At 71.1% G+C, this 12,907-nt stretch carries 13 protein-coding genes and 1 riboswitch; of the genes, 6 read left to right on the top strand and 7 right to left on the bottom strand.

Annotation, left to right across the window (positions count from 1 at the left end; translation table 11 throughout):
• A complete protein-coding gene (gene ribD, locus AB0I10_RS22340; protein WP_363154306.1) occupies positions 1 to 1,125 on the bottom strand; it encodes a bifunctional diaminohydroxyphosphoribosylaminopyrimidine deaminase/5-amino-6-(5-phosphoribosylamino)uracil reductase RibD in 1,125 nt (374 codons plus the stop codon).
• 150 nt (positions 1,126 to 1,275) lie between these two features.
• Positions 1,276 to 1,406: riboswitch (FMN riboswitch) on the bottom strand.
• A 202-nt stretch (positions 1,407 to 1,608) separates the two neighbouring features.
• Between ribD and AB0I10_RS22335 the strand changes: the two genes are divergently transcribed.
• From AB0I10_RS22335 to AB0I10_RS22320, 4 genes are all read left to right on the top strand, one after another.
• The gene (locus AB0I10_RS22335; RefSeq protein ID WP_363154305.1) at positions 1,609 to 2,388 is read left to right on the top strand and encodes an NAD(P)H-binding protein; all 780 of its coding nucleotides are present in this window, start codon (positions 1,609 to 1,611) and stop codon (positions 2,386 to 2,388) included.
• Positions 2,385 to 2,825: a hypothetical protein gene (locus AB0I10_RS22330; protein ID WP_363154304.1), complete on the top strand. Its 441-nt coding sequence runs from the start codon at positions 2,385 to 2,387 to the stop codon at positions 2,823 to 2,825. The genes AB0I10_RS22335 and AB0I10_RS22330 overlap by 4 nt, the downstream gene beginning before the upstream one ends.
• A gap of 265 nt (positions 2,826 to 3,090) precedes the next feature.
• A complete protein-coding gene (locus AB0I10_RS22325) occupies positions 3,091 to 4,545 on the top strand; it encodes an MFS transporter (RefSeq protein ID WP_363154303.1) in 1,455 nt (484 codons plus the stop codon).
• A 46-nt stretch (positions 4,546 to 4,591) separates the two neighbouring features.
• Positions 4,592 to 5,011 (top strand): hypothetical protein, encoded by a 420-nt coding sequence (locus AB0I10_RS22320; RefSeq protein ID WP_363154302.1) that lies wholly within the window; start codon positions 4,592 to 4,594, stop codon positions 5,009 to 5,011.
• A 26-nt stretch (positions 5,012 to 5,037) separates the two neighbouring features.
• Here AB0I10_RS22320 and AB0I10_RS22315 read toward each other — a convergent pair whose 3' ends face one another.
• Positions 5,038 to 5,508, bottom strand: coding sequence for a hotdog domain-containing protein (locus tag AB0I10_RS22315; RefSeq protein WP_363154301.1), 471 nt, complete (start codon positions 5,506 to 5,508; stop codon positions 5,038 to 5,040).
• Positions 5,509 to 5,672: 164 nt separating this feature from the next.
• Here AB0I10_RS22315 and AB0I10_RS22310 point away from each other — a divergent pair, with 164 nt between their 5' ends.
• Positions 5,673 to 7,067, top strand: coding sequence for a solute carrier family 23 protein (locus AB0I10_RS22310; RefSeq protein WP_363154300.1), 1,395 nt, complete (start codon positions 5,673 to 5,675; stop codon positions 7,065 to 7,067).
• Positions 7,068 to 7,076: 9 nt separating this feature from the next.
• Here the strand turns inward: AB0I10_RS22310 and AB0I10_RS22305 are convergent, their stop codons facing one another.
• Positions 7,077 to 7,532 (bottom strand): phospholipase, encoded by a 456-nt coding sequence (locus tag AB0I10_RS22305; protein ID WP_363154299.1) that lies wholly within the window; start codon positions 7,530 to 7,532, stop codon positions 7,077 to 7,079.
• A gap of 198 nt (positions 7,533 to 7,730) precedes the next feature.
• Between AB0I10_RS22305 and AB0I10_RS22300 the strand changes: the two genes are divergently transcribed.
• Positions 7,731 to 8,486: a DUF5995 family protein gene (locus tag AB0I10_RS22300; protein ID WP_363154298.1), complete on the top strand. Its 756-nt coding sequence runs from the start codon at positions 7,731 to 7,733 to the stop codon at positions 8,484 to 8,486.
• A gap of 70 nt (positions 8,487 to 8,556) precedes the next feature.
• Here AB0I10_RS22300 and AB0I10_RS22295 read toward each other — a convergent pair whose 3' ends face one another.
• From AB0I10_RS22295 to AB0I10_RS22280, 4 genes are all read right to left on the bottom strand, one after another.
• Positions 8,557 to 10,251, bottom strand: coding sequence for an NAD(P)/FAD-dependent oxidoreductase (locus AB0I10_RS22295; protein ID WP_363154297.1), 1,695 nt, complete (start codon positions 10,249 to 10,251; stop codon positions 8,557 to 8,559).
• Positions 10,252 to 10,418: 167 nt separating this feature from the next.
• Positions 10,419 to 11,282, bottom strand: coding sequence for a carbon-nitrogen hydrolase family protein (locus tag AB0I10_RS22290; RefSeq protein WP_363154296.1), 864 nt, complete (start codon positions 11,280 to 11,282; stop codon positions 10,419 to 10,421).
• 239 nt (positions 11,283 to 11,521) lie between these two features.
• Positions 11,522 to 12,439 (bottom strand): LysR family transcriptional regulator, encoded by a 918-nt coding sequence (locus tag AB0I10_RS22285; RefSeq protein ID WP_363154295.1) that lies wholly within the window; start codon positions 12,437 to 12,439, stop codon positions 11,522 to 11,524.
• 231 nt (positions 12,440 to 12,670) lie between these two features.
• Positions 12,671 to 12,907, bottom strand: a 237-nt coding sequence (locus AB0I10_RS22280) for an Lrp/AsnC ligand binding domain-containing protein (protein ID WP_363154294.1), incomplete at its 5' end; no start/stop codon positions are given.

Genomic DNA, 12,907 nt, shown 5'->3' with positions numbered 1-12,907 from the left:
TCAGTTCTCCTCGGGGAGGGCGTGGCGAATGGGAGTGGCGGTGACGCGCAGGTCGGGGCCGAGCCGGTCGGTGTCGGTCACGTCGAGCCGCAACGCCTGGGCGATGGTGGAGATTCCGGCGTCGCCGAGGGCGGCCGGGCCGGCGCCGAGCAGTACCGGCGCGAGATAGCCGACGACCTTGTCGACGGCCTGGGCGGCGAGGAAGGCACCGGCGAGCGTGGGCCCGCCTTCGAGCAGTACGGAGCGCACATCGCGCTCGTACAGGGCCTGGAGCAGTGCGGGGATGTGCAGGCCGAGCCCTTCGGCGGCGCACGGCAGCCGGACGATCGGGGCCAGGCCTTCGAGGTGCGCGGTGTCCGCGTCCTCGGCGACGGCGATGAGGGTGGGCGCGGTGCCGTCCAGGACCCGGGCACCGGCCTTGACGGCGGTGGCTCCGGTGTCGACGACGACCCGCAGCGGCTGGCTGATCTCGTCGTCCGAGAGGCTGATCCGGACGCCGAGCTGCGGGTCGTCGGTGCGGGCGGTGCCGGAGCCGACGATGACGGCGTCCGCGGCGGCCCGCAGCCGGTGCACATCGGCGCGCGACTCGGGCGAGGAGATCCAGCGGCTGCTGCCGTCCGCTGCGGCGATCCGGCCGTCGAGGGTGGCGGCGTACTTCCACAGCACGAAGGGCCGGCGGCGCAGGACCGAGGTCAGCCAGGCCTCGTTGCCCGCGGCGGCCTCGTCGGCCAGCAGTCCGCCCTCGACGTCGATGCCGGCCTCGGCCAGGGTGACGGCGCCGCCGGTGGCGGTCGGGGTGGGGTCGGGGACGGCGTAGACGACGCGGGCGATCCCGGCGTCGATCAGCGCCTGGGCGCAGGGGCCGGTGCGGCCGGTGTGGTTGCAGGGTTCCAGGGTGGCGAACGCGGTGCCGCCCCTGGCCCGCTCGCCGGCCGCGCGCAGTGCGTGGATCTCGGCGTGCGGCCCGCCGGCGCGCCGGTGCCAGCCCTCGCCGGCGGTACGGCCTTCGGAGTCCAGGACGACACAGCCGACCACGGGGTTGGGGCTGGTGTGCCCGAGGCCGCGCGCGGCGAGCTCAATGGCTCGGCGCATCGCCGCGGTCTCGTCGGGGGCTGCGATGGCCACCGGGTCCTCCTGCCTCTCAAGGCACGGACTCCGGGGCTGTCTGGACGACAGAAGCGGAAACAGAGCCACGGGGACACCGCGGCCGGAAAAGGGGGCTCGTCCGGGAATGACCGGACGCGCCGCCGACGGCGGTGTACCGAAGCTCGCCCGCCGCGCACTGCCTCCCATCCGGACTTTCACCGTCGGTGCAGGAATTTCACCTGCTCAACCGGCCGCTGGCTGCGGACGGGTCGCGGACTGTAACCGCCGGTTCGGAATTACACCGACCCCGGAGTGCGCTGCTGCTCTTATGTCAGTACAGCTTCAGTCTGCCACGCCTGATCGTCGCCCATGCGAGCGAAGCCCTGTGGGCTGCCTCACAGGCCGCGGCGCGTCGGCTGTCACAGCCGGAGCGCGTGCTTCGTCATAACGGGAGTACTCGCCGCTAAGGGAGTACGCGTCTCTTCTCCCACCTCAATCTCCCACCTCAAGGAATGATCCGCGATGGCGACAATTCTGGTGACCGGCGGTACGGGCACGCTCGGGCGGGCGCTGGTCGACCGGCTTCTCGACGACGGCCAAGACGTGCGGTCGCTGAGCCGGCGGCCGCACACCGGCACCGAGCGTCCCGGACTGCGGGTGCACGCGGTCGATCTGCACGACGGCACCGGGCTCGACGAGGCGGTGGCGGGCGTGGACGCGATCGTGCACTGCGCCACGGCGCCTACCGGCGGCGACACGGATGCGGCCGGGCGGCTCATCGCGGCGGCGAAGGCGGCGCATATCCCGCATCTGGTCTATATCTCGATCGTCGGCGTGGACCGGATCCCGCTGCGTTACTACCGCGCCAAGCTCGCGGTGGAGGGGGCGGTCGAGGAGTCGGGCATCGGCTGGACGGTGCTGCGCACCACGCAGTTCCACAACCTGGTGCTCACGGTGATCAAGGCCGGTGCCCGGTCGCCGGTGCTGCCGGTGCCGACGGGCGTACGGGTTCAGCCGGTGGACGTGCGTGAAGTGGCCGCCCGGCTTGCGGAGCTGGCGGTCGGCGAGCCGGCCGGGCGGGTCCCCGACATGGGCGGGCCCGAGGTGCTGGAGACCCGGGATCTCGTACGGGCCACGCTGAAGGCCGGCGGGCGGCACCGGCTGCTGGCGCCGCTGTGGCTGCCGGGCCCGTCGTTCGCGGCGTTCCGCCGGGGCGAGAACCTCACGCCGGGACACGCGGACGGGCAGCGGACCTATGCGGAGTTCCTGGCGGAGCGCGTGGCGGGCGAGGTGCGGCGATGACGGAACGCCCGGCACGGCCGTCGCCCGCCCGCACCTGGCTGCGGGCCAGCCTGTTCCTGCTCGCTACCGTCCAACTAACCATCGGTATATGGCAGTTGTTCTCCCCACGGTCGTTCTTCGACATGCCCTGGGTCGCCGCGCTGCCCCCATACAACGAGCATCTGATGCGCGATCTGGGCGCGATGAACCTCGCGCTGGCCATCATGCTGGGCGCCGCCGCGTATGTGAGCGAGCGGCGGCTGACGTACGTGGCGCTGCTGGCGTACCTCGCCTTCAACTTGCCCCATCTGGCCTTCCACACAACCCACTTCGGCCATCAGTCGGCGGCCTCGGCACGGGCACTGGTGGCGGTACTCGCGCTGGGTGTGCTGTGGCCGGGGGCGCTTTTCGCTGCGCTTTGCCTCGGCCGTGTTCGGCTTTCCCCCCGCTGTGACTGAGGCGGGATCGTTGCCGCTGCGCGGGGCTGTTCGGCAGCGGTGCCTGTTCGCTGCGCTCCGCCGCGGCCGTGTTCGGCTTTCCCTCCGCTGTGGGCTGCGGCGGGATCGTTGCCGCTGCGCGGGGCTGTTCGGCAGCGGTTCCGGACCTCCGGACTCCGTCCTGCGGTCCGGCACCTACCGTGGGTGGGTGGTGAAAAGACGGTGGAGGCGCGCGCAGTCCTACAGGTTTCCCGAATCGTCTGACAGGTTTCCCGAATCGGGAGAGGTGGCCCCCGGGGACCATGACCAGCAAGGGGGCGACGCAGGCGCGCCCCCACCCACCGTCCCCCTCCCCACCACAACGGGAGGGGACGGGCCGCAGGACGGAGTCCGGAGGCCCGTCACCGCACCCGACAGCCCCGCGCAGCGGCAACAGCGCCGCAGGCGAAACGGCGCCGCACCCGACAACGGCGCGCACCGCAGACGGCCCCGCCCGCCGCAGGCGCAACGGCGAGAAACCCCCACGGCGGGCCGGCCGAAAACGGCGAGCAACCAAGTCGGCCCAGCCAAAGCGCAGCGGTCCCTCGCCCTCGTCTTCCTCGTCCACGGCGCGGTGACCGGCAGTTTCGCCACCCGCATCCCCTGGATCCAGGACCACACCGACATCACTCCCGGCCAGCTCGGGCTGGCCCTCGCCTTCCCCGCGATCGGCGCGTCCCTGGCCATGCCGCTGGCCGGCCGCATCAGCCATCGCCTGGGTGCCCGCACCGCGCTGCGCGGACTGCTCGGCCTCTGGACGCTCTCGCTGCTCCTGCCGGCCCTCTCCCCCAACCTGTACGCGCTGTTCCCGGCGCTGCTGGTCTACGGCGCGACCTCCGGGATGGCGGACGTCGCGATGAACGCGCTGGGCGTGGAGACCGAGGACCGGCTCGGCCGGCCGATCATGTCGGGGCTGCACGGCATGTGGAGCGTGGGCGCGCTGCTCGGCTCGGCGGCCGGCACCGTCGCCGCGCACGCCGGGACGGACGCCCGGCTCCATCTGGGCGGCGCCGCCCTCGTACTGACCGCCGTCGGCACGCTCGCCTGCCGGGGCGTACTCGATCTGCGCAGCGCCCCCGAGGAACACCCGCCGCCGCGCTTCTCGCTGCCGCCCAGGTCCGCGCTGCTCATCGGTGCCGTCGGGTTCTGCGCGGTGTTCGCGGAGGGCTCCGGCCTGGACTGGTCGGCGGTCTATCTCCGCGACGTACTGGGCACCGACGCGGGCCTGGCGGCCGCCTCGACGACCGCTTTCACCTGCACGATGGCCGCCGCCCGGCTGGCCGGCGACAAGGTGGTGGCCCGCTTCGGCGCGGTGCGCACCGTACGGGCGGGCGGACTGCTGGCCACCGCCGGTGCCCTGCTGATCATGACGGCGTGGCATCCGGCGCCGGCGATGGCCGGGTTCGCGCTGCTGGGCCTCGGCATCGCGGTCGTGGTCCCGCTCGCCTTCGCGGCCGCCGGCCGCAGCGGCCCCGCCCCCAGCCAGGCGATCGCCGGCGTGGCCACGATCACCTACACATCCGGGCTGCTCGCACCGTCCGCGATCGGCGGTATCGCCGAGGCCACCTCGCTGACCATGTCGTTCGCGCTGGTCACGGTGCTGGCGTTCGGGCTGGTCATGGGCGCGCGGGTACTGCGGGCACCGGGGCGTGAGGCGGGTAAACCCGTCGCGACGCAGGCCACCGATCTGGAACGCTCTTGACCGGCGCGGCGGCCGTCGCCGCGCCGGTCACCGTCCCGGAGCTCCCATGACCACCGCGCCCGAACCCCGTCGTTTCCCGCCGCACCCGGTGCGGGACGTGTTCGTCAAGCATGTCTGCCAGACATCGTGCGGCGGGCCGTTCGCGATCTTCACCATGGACTTCGAGCCGCTGCCGGACGACGGGTTCGCGCCGGTCGTCTTCGACTGGCCGGTGCGCGACCAGCAGCGCAACCGGGACCTCAGGCGCGGGGGACGGTATGCGCGGGAGTGGCTGCCCGAGGAGTTTGTGGGGGCGCTGGAGAACGGCGTCCGGACGGCCCTCGGCGAACTCCCGGAGGGCGTACGGGCGGCCGCCCGGTGCACGGTCACCGACGCCCGCTGGCACGAGGTCGACTCCCACGAGCGGGGATTCGAGCAGGCCGGGGCGATGGCCGTACGGGAGGCGCTGCGCCGCTGCGGTCTCTGACACCGCACCTCCCGCCCAGCGGGCGGTCAGGCCGCCTCGGCCTCCGGGCGCAGCAGTCCGGCCGCTATCGCCCGCGCACGCTCCGACCAGGGCGTGGGCCGCAGCGCCTGCGGGTCGACGCGCACCAGCACCCGGTGCCCCTGCGCATAGGTCCCGGTGCCGTCCGCGTCGCAGAGCCGGAAGCCGTAGGTGAGGCCGGTGCGGCCGAGGCGTTCGACCCACAGGTGCGCGGCGTAGTGGCCGGGCCGGGTGACCGGGCGCTCGTAGGAGACGCGCATCTCCTTGATCACGTTGCACATATCGCCGGCGGCGGCCCAGTCGCCGTCGAAGCCGAAGCCGTGGCCGTGCCAGTACTCGGCCCAGGCGCGTTCGACGAGCAGCGGGTAGCGGGAGTTGTGGAGCATGCCGAGCGCGTCGAGGTCGTCGAAGTGGACGGTGACGGGGACCAGCTGTCCGAACGGGACGGGGCCGGCGGCCTGGAGGGTTTCGACGCTCACGGGTTGCTGCTCCTGGAATTCTTGGTGCGGTCGCTGCTGCGTTTGGTGCAAGTGATGCTGCTGTTACGGGTCGGAGCCATCGTAAGCGGCTGCTTAGAATGCTTTGTCCCCCCGGTATGAAGACCTCGTTACGAAGACCTCCGTGACGAAGAAGTGGAGCAGCCATGGGCCTCGGTGTGCGCTGGACCGTGCATGGCGACGGGCGCAACCCGGCCCCTGGAGCCGTGGTCAGGCCGGATGAACGGCTGTCGTGGCCGCGGACCGCGGGCCTGGGCGCGCAACATGTCGTCGCGATGTTCGGCGCGAGTTTCGTCGCACCGGTGCTGATGGGCCTCGACCCCAACCTCGCGATCATGATGTCGGGCGTCGCAACGGTCATCTTCCTGCTGGCCACCCGCGGCCGGGTGCCCTCCTACCTGGGCTGTTCGCTCTCCTTCGTCGGCGTCGCGGCCGTCATCCGGGCGCAGGGCGGCACCAGCGCGACCGTCACCGGCGCGGTCCTGGCCGTCGGTGTCGCGCTCTTCCTCGTGGGCGTGGCGGTGCAGCGGTTCGGGGCGCGGATCATCCACGCCGCGATGCCCCCGGTGGTCACCGGCGCGGTGGTGATGCTCATCGGCTTCAATCTGGCGCCGGTGACGGCGAGTACGTACTGGCCGCAGGACCAGTGGGTGGCTCTCCTGACGATGCTGGTCACCGCGTTCGCCGTGGTGTGTCTGCGCGGCTTCTGGGCGCGGATCGCGATCTTCCTCGGGCTGGTCTTCGGCTATGCCGTCTCATGGGTCCTCGACCGCACCTTCGGGATGATCCATTCGATGAACGGCGCGGGGAAGGTCACCGACCACTGGCGGCTGGACTTCTCGGCGGTCGGCTCGGCGGACTGGGTGGGACTGCCGTCGTTCCACGGGCCGAGCTTCGAGTGGTCGGCGATCCTGGTCGCACTGCCCGTGGTGATCGCGCTGGTCGCGGAGAACGCCGGACACGTCAAGGCGGTCGGCGAGATGACCGGCGATCCGCTGGACGACAAGCTCGGCACCGCGATCTCCGCGGACGGTGCGGCCTCGGTGCTCTCCACCGCGCTCGGCGGTCCGCCCAACACCACCTACTCCGAGAACATCGGCGTGATGGCGGCGACCCGTGTCTACTCCACCGCGGCCTACTGGGCGGCGGCGGGCTTCGCCCTTCTCTTCGGCCTCTGCCCGAAGTTCGGCGCGGTCGTGGCCGCCATCCCCGGCGGCGTGCTGGGCGGCATCACCGTCATCCTGTACGGCATGATCGGCCTGCTCGGTGCCCAGATCTGGGTGCACAACAAGGTGGATCTGCGTAATCCGCTCAATCTTGTGCCGGTCGCCGCGGGCGTCATCATCGGCATCGGCGGCATCAGCCTGCGGATCAGCGACAACTTCGAGCTCAGCGGGATCGCGCTGGGCACGATCGTGGTGCTCTCCGGCTACCACGTGCTGCGGGCCCTGGCCCCCGCACATCTCAAGGCGCAGCCACCGCTGCTGGACGAGGGGACCTCGTCGTACGACGAAACCGCGGCGGGGCCGGAGAAGGACTGATCGCCCGGCTCAGCCGAGCTTCTTGACTGCCTGGTAGTACGTCCAGGCCAACGCCCGGCAGGAGGCCTTCTGCGCGCGCGAGTAGCGCTCGCAGACCCGCTTCAGGTCCTCGTACAGGGCACTGTCCAGCCGTGGTTTGTCGGTGCGGAAGGTGTCCTCTCCCTTGTAGTTGCGGTAACCGAAGTCATGCCGCGCGCAGGAGATCTCGAAGGGGAAACCGAAGGGATTATCGGGCGACGTCGAGCAATAGTCGGTGGACCAGTCGAATCCGTATGCGGACCATTGCGACTGATTTCCCCGGGCGGCTGCCCAGATCGCATAGCTGCTCGCGCTCGGCTGTGTCCAGCTCGACAGGACGCGGGGCTTGTCGGCAGGGGTTCCGGGCTGCGCCGGGGAGGCCGCGACCAGCAGCGCGGACACTCCGAAGAAGGGGGCGGACAGGGCGGCGGCAAGTCGTCGGGACATGCGTCAACCTCCGGAATTCGGCGCCTCACCGAACGCAGCTGTCCCTGGGGCGCCGAAGTTATTCGGTTCTCAAAGGCCGTTGCCGTTCTCTGCGGCTCACCCGAAAAGCCACAAGAAGGCGCGCCGTCTATTACCCCGATCCGGTCATCGCCACACGGTGGCCGCGGATATTCGCCGACCTGATGTCACGCTGAGAAAATGACGACGACTCAGCAGTGCGGCGGGCACGGTGAACAGGACACGACCGGGGAGTCGGACGCATGGCCCGCCGGCGGTGCGGGGCCCTCGGCGGCCACAGGTGTGGCGGGGGTGCTGGCACGGATGCGGGCGCTGGACGCCGGCCTGCCCGCCGATGACGGGGTGGCCGTCTTCAACCGGGTCTATCTGACCGTCACCGAGGCGGTGGCACAGCGCATCGGTGACGGTGCCTTCCACGATCCGACGGCCGCCGGCGAGCTGGACATCCGGTTCGCGGAACGCTATTTCGGCGCGCTGGACGCCGCGGCCGCGGGGCTGCGGCCACCGGCCTGCTGGCGGCCGCTCTTCCAGCTGCGCCGTCATCCGGGCGTACGTCCGCTGCAGTTCGCGCTGGCCGGTATCAATGCGCACATCGGGCACGATCTGGCGCTCGCGGTGGTGGACACCTGCCGGGCCCTGGACTGCGAACCGTCGTCCCTGGAAGGGGACTTCGACCGGATCGGGGACGTCCTCACCGGTCTTGAGGAGCAGATCAGAGAGAGTCTGATGCCCGGCCCCGACCTGCTGGACATCGCCGATCCGCTGACCCATCTCGCCGGTTCCTGGAGCCTGGAGATGGCCAGGGACGGCGCCTGGGCCGCGGCCCGGATGCTGTGGGGCTCGCGCCGGCTGCCCGAGGTGGCCGAGGAGTTCACCGAACGGCTGGACGCGAGTGTGGGCATGGTCGGACGGTGCCTGCTCACGCCGCTGAACTGACGCACAGCGGGGCGAGCAGGCCCGGCCGACAGCCTCCGTCGGCCGTCCGTCGGCCGTCCGTCGGCCCTTCTCAATCCTCGGGGAGTTCGACCGGCGCGATCTCGTCGTACACGTCACCGGGGCCCGGGTTGGTCGCGTCGGTGCCGCCGCCGAACTGGTGCATCACACCCCATACGGCGTTCAGTGCGGTCTGCACGGCGCCCTCGGCCCAGCCCGCCGTCCACGAGATGTCGTCGCCCGCGAGGAAGATGCCGCGCTTGTCCTCGGGCAGCCGGTCCTGCATGAAGTGGGTGAACAGACGGCGCTGGTAGCGGTAGTGGCCGGGCAGATTGGCCTTGAACGCACCCATGAAATAGGGCTCGTTCTCCCAGGAGACGGTGACCGGGTTGCCGATGATGTGCTTGCGGATGTCGACGTTCGGATAGATCTCCGACAGCGACTTCAGCATGACCTCCATCCGCTCGTTGGCGTTCAGCGGCAGCCACTTGAGGCTGTCGTCGCACCAGGTGTACGAGAGGCAGATGACGGCCGGCTCGTCCGGGCCGTTGTCGAGCAGGTACGTACCGCGGGTCATCCGGTCGGTGAGCGTCATGCTCATCACGTCCCGGCCGGTCTCCTCGTCGGTGTCCAGCCAGAACGGCCGGTCCACGGGCACGAAGAGCTTGCTGGACTCCATGTAGTGGGTGCGCTCCATCGCCGTCCAGTGGTCGATGGGGAACAGCGCGTCATCGCAGGCGATCTTCGACAGCAGCATCCAGGACTGCGCGGTGAAAACGGCCGCCTCGTAGGTGCGGATGTCGCCGTCGGCGTCGGTGACGGTGATCCGGTTGCCGGCCGTACGGTTGAGCCGGGTGACGGCCGGGCGCGGCGCGCCGTCGTGCAGCGAGGCGAGCGAGGTGCCCTGCGCCCAGTGGACGATCTTCTCCGGCTCGCGCTCCCACAGGCGCAGCGGCAGCTGCTGGCTGCCGCCGATGATGCCGCGGTGGTGGTCGTCGGCCTCGGTGTAGACGACGCGGAGGATCTCCAGGATGGAGTTGGGGAAGTCGGTGTCCCAGCCGCCGGTGCCGAAGCCGACCTGGCCGAAGATCTCCCGGTGACGGAAGGACTTGAACGCGGTCGAGTCGCAGAGGTAGCCGTAGAAGGTCTGGTTGTCGAGCTTCTCGACCAGCCGGGACCAGATCTCGCGGATCCGCGGTATGTCGCGCTCGCGCATCGCCCGGTTCATGTCGGTGAAGTCCGCGCCCTCTTCGAGGCAGGCGTTCCAGGCGTCCATGACCTGGTGGTAGACCTCGGGGAGGTCGTCCACGGTGCGGGCGTAGTGCGACTCGCCCTTGAGGTCGACGATGGTCGAAGGGGTGTCCGGCGCCAGCGGGTTGGGGAACGGCTTGGTCTTCAGGCCCACCAGGTCGATGTAGTGCTGGAGCGCGGTGGAGCTGGGCGGGAAGCGCATCGCGCCCATCTCGGCGGTCAGCGACGGGTCGCAGCCCTCGAAGCCGACGGTGCGCAGCCGGCCGCCTATCTGGTCCGCCTCGTAGACGACGGGCTTGAGGCCCATCTTCATCAGCTCGTAGGCGGTGATGATGCCGGAGAGGCCGCCGCCGATGACCGCGACCTCCTTGCCGTGCTCGACCGCGGGGACCTGTCCGAGGCCCGCCGGGTGGGCGAGGAAGTCGTCGTAGGCGTACGGGAAGTCCGGGCCGAACATGGTGATCGGCGGCTGGACATCCGCGTGGTGGGTGGCGGCGGTGGGCACCGTGGACGTCATCGGGTACGACTCCTTGCGGGCGGAACAGGGCGGGGCAGGCGGGGCGGGACAGGGGAAATCAAGGCGCGAGGATCAAGGCGGGAGGTTCGAGGCGCGGGGCAGGGCGGGGCGGAGACGGCAGGTTCGGCTTCAGGCAGGGCGGACCGAGCGGCGTGGGAGCGGATCGGTCACATCAGCGAGCCGTACAGTTCCGGCCGCCGGTCGTGCAGATACGGGTTGTCCGCCCGCGATTCCTTGAGGAAGGCGGCGTCGACATCGGCCGCCACCAGCTGCTCGGCGCGGCCTGCCCGGGTGCGTACGATGCCGTCCGGCCCCGCCAGGCAGCTGAGGCCGACGAACTCGAACTCGCCCTCCGTGCCGACCCGGTTGACGTACGCGACATACATCTGGTTCTCGAAGGCGCGCACCGGGACGACGGACTCGGCGACGAACTGGAAGGGGTGCATCTGGGCCGTGGGCACCAGCAGCAGGTCGGTGCCGGCCAGGGCGTGCGCCCGGACGTTCTCGGGGAATTCGACGTCGTAGCAGATCATGATGCCGATCCGGACGCCGTCCAGCTGGGCCTGGACGACCGGGGTGTCGCCGGGCGTGAACCACTCGCGCTCGAAGCAGCCGAAAAGATGCGTCTTGCGGTAGTTCGCAAGGCGGGCGCCGTCGGGGCCGATGAGCTGCGCGGAGTTGTAGACGGGGCCGCTCTCGTCGTGCGCGGCGCCTGCCGTGTCGGCGACATCCGCCTCGTTCCCGGCGCTCTCGTCGTTCCGGCCGCGCTCCGGGTAGCCGTAGAGCACCGCGATGCCGTGCTCGGCGGCGATGCGGGCCACCTCGTCGGCGCTCTCGCCGTCCGCCGGCTCCGCGAGCTCGCGGACGCCGGAGCCGATCGCATAGCCGGTCAGGAACAGCTCGGGGCAGGCCAGCAGCCCGGCACCGGACGCCGCCGCGTCGCCGGCGGCCCAGGCCAGCACCTTGAGGTTGTATTCCACGTCGCCGGGCCGTCCCGAACTCTGGAGCAGGGCGGTACGCAGCGACGACATGGGACCCCTCGGCGGGACGGTTCGGGCGGGACGCATTGACGGTACGGGCCGCCGCCGATCCTGGACAAGGCGCCACCGTTGCGTGCCGGTGGAGGATTCATTGCGCGTTCAAGGGACTCCGCGGCGATTCGTTGCGTCCTGTGTCTGTGCAGGTCGGACGGGGGGTGTCGACCCCCCGGTCGGACATCGGCGGCGGCTGCCGCCGTGATGGCGTCCACCGCGTCCGCCCTGCCGGCGATCTACTCGCTGACGGTCTCCGCCATGACCTGACGTACGAGTCCGCGCAGCCAGAGGTGGCCGGCGTCCGCGTCCTGGCGTGGGTGCCAGGCCATGGCCATCGTCATCGACGGCAGATCGAGCGGTATCTCCAGCGTCCGCAGCCCCAGTCTGCGCACCGTCGCGGCCCCGATCCGCTCGTTGGACAGCCCCACCGCATCGGTGTCCTGCACCATCATCAGCGATGCGGCGAAGGTCGGGACGGTGGCGATCACCTTACGGCGCAGCCCCCGCTCGGCGAGGGCCTCGTCGACGGGGCCGGTGAGGCGGCCGCGGCGGGTGAAGTTGATATGCGGGGCGTCGGCGAAGCGGCGCACGGTGAGCTTCGCGGCGGTGAGCGGGTGTCCCTCGCGTACCACCGCGACACCGCGGTCCTCGAAGAGTTCCTCGGTACGGATCTCCGGCTCGCGGCTGTCGATGACGCCGAGCTCCAGGTCGGCGACGCCGTCGCGCAGCATCGGCACGTCGACATGGCTCTCGCCGAGGAAGCGCAGCACCACCTGCGGCGCCTCCCGGGCGGCGCGGGCGACGAGGCCCGGACCGACGGCGGTGACGAGGAGATCGTTGGCGTTGATGGTGAACACCCGGGCCAGCCGGGCCGGATCGGCAGGGGCGGACGGGGCGAGCACGCCGTGCGCCGCCTCCACCAGCCGCCGCACCTCGGCCCTGATCTCCAGGGCACGCGGCGTCGGCACCATACGGCGGCCGGCACGTACGAGGACGGGGTCGCCGATCGTACGGCGGATCCGGCCGAGCGCGCGGCTCATGGCGGGACCGGAGAGCCCCAGACGGTCGGCGGCCGCGGTCACGCTCTCTTCTTCGAGCAGTGCGTCGAGCGCCGTCAGCAGATTGAGGTCGATATTTGCGTTCCGCGCAATCATGCAGAGCACACCTTGCAGTTGAGGTCACCTGGAGGCGACTCTAGCCTCCCGGCCATGCCCTCGACCGCTGCCGAATGCGCTCCCCGCTGCGGTGCACGAGCGGTCCCCCCATCGGCACCGTCCACGGCCGGGACGCGCTGCTGGCGCACGTCCGGACTCAGGGCACCCCGCCACAGGTCCCCCGGGGCTCGGTTCATGCAGCGGGGGCTCGGTTCACGAGCCGCGCCCGGCTCAGCCCGGCGCCCCCGACCCGAACCGCCGCAGCAGTGGCGAGAGCACCAGCACGGACTTCGTACGCTCCACGAACGGCTCGCCGGCTATCCGCTCCAGCACCCGCTCGAAATGCCGCATGTCGGAGGCGAAGACCTGGACGATGGCGTCCGCCTCACCGGTGACGGCGGAAGCTGCTGGGCGGCTGTGCGTACGCCGGTGCCGCCGCGACGGCCGGGATGTTCTTCCTGGCCGGCG

Source organism: Streptomyces sp. NPDC050636 (assembly GCF_040654775.1).
In the GTDB taxonomy this organism is placed as follows: domain Bacteria; phylum Actinomycetota; class Actinomycetes; order Streptomycetales; family Streptomycetaceae; genus Streptomyces.
Note: the sequence above shows the minus strand (reverse complement) of the source record. Positions and strands in the feature narration are given on the sequence as shown.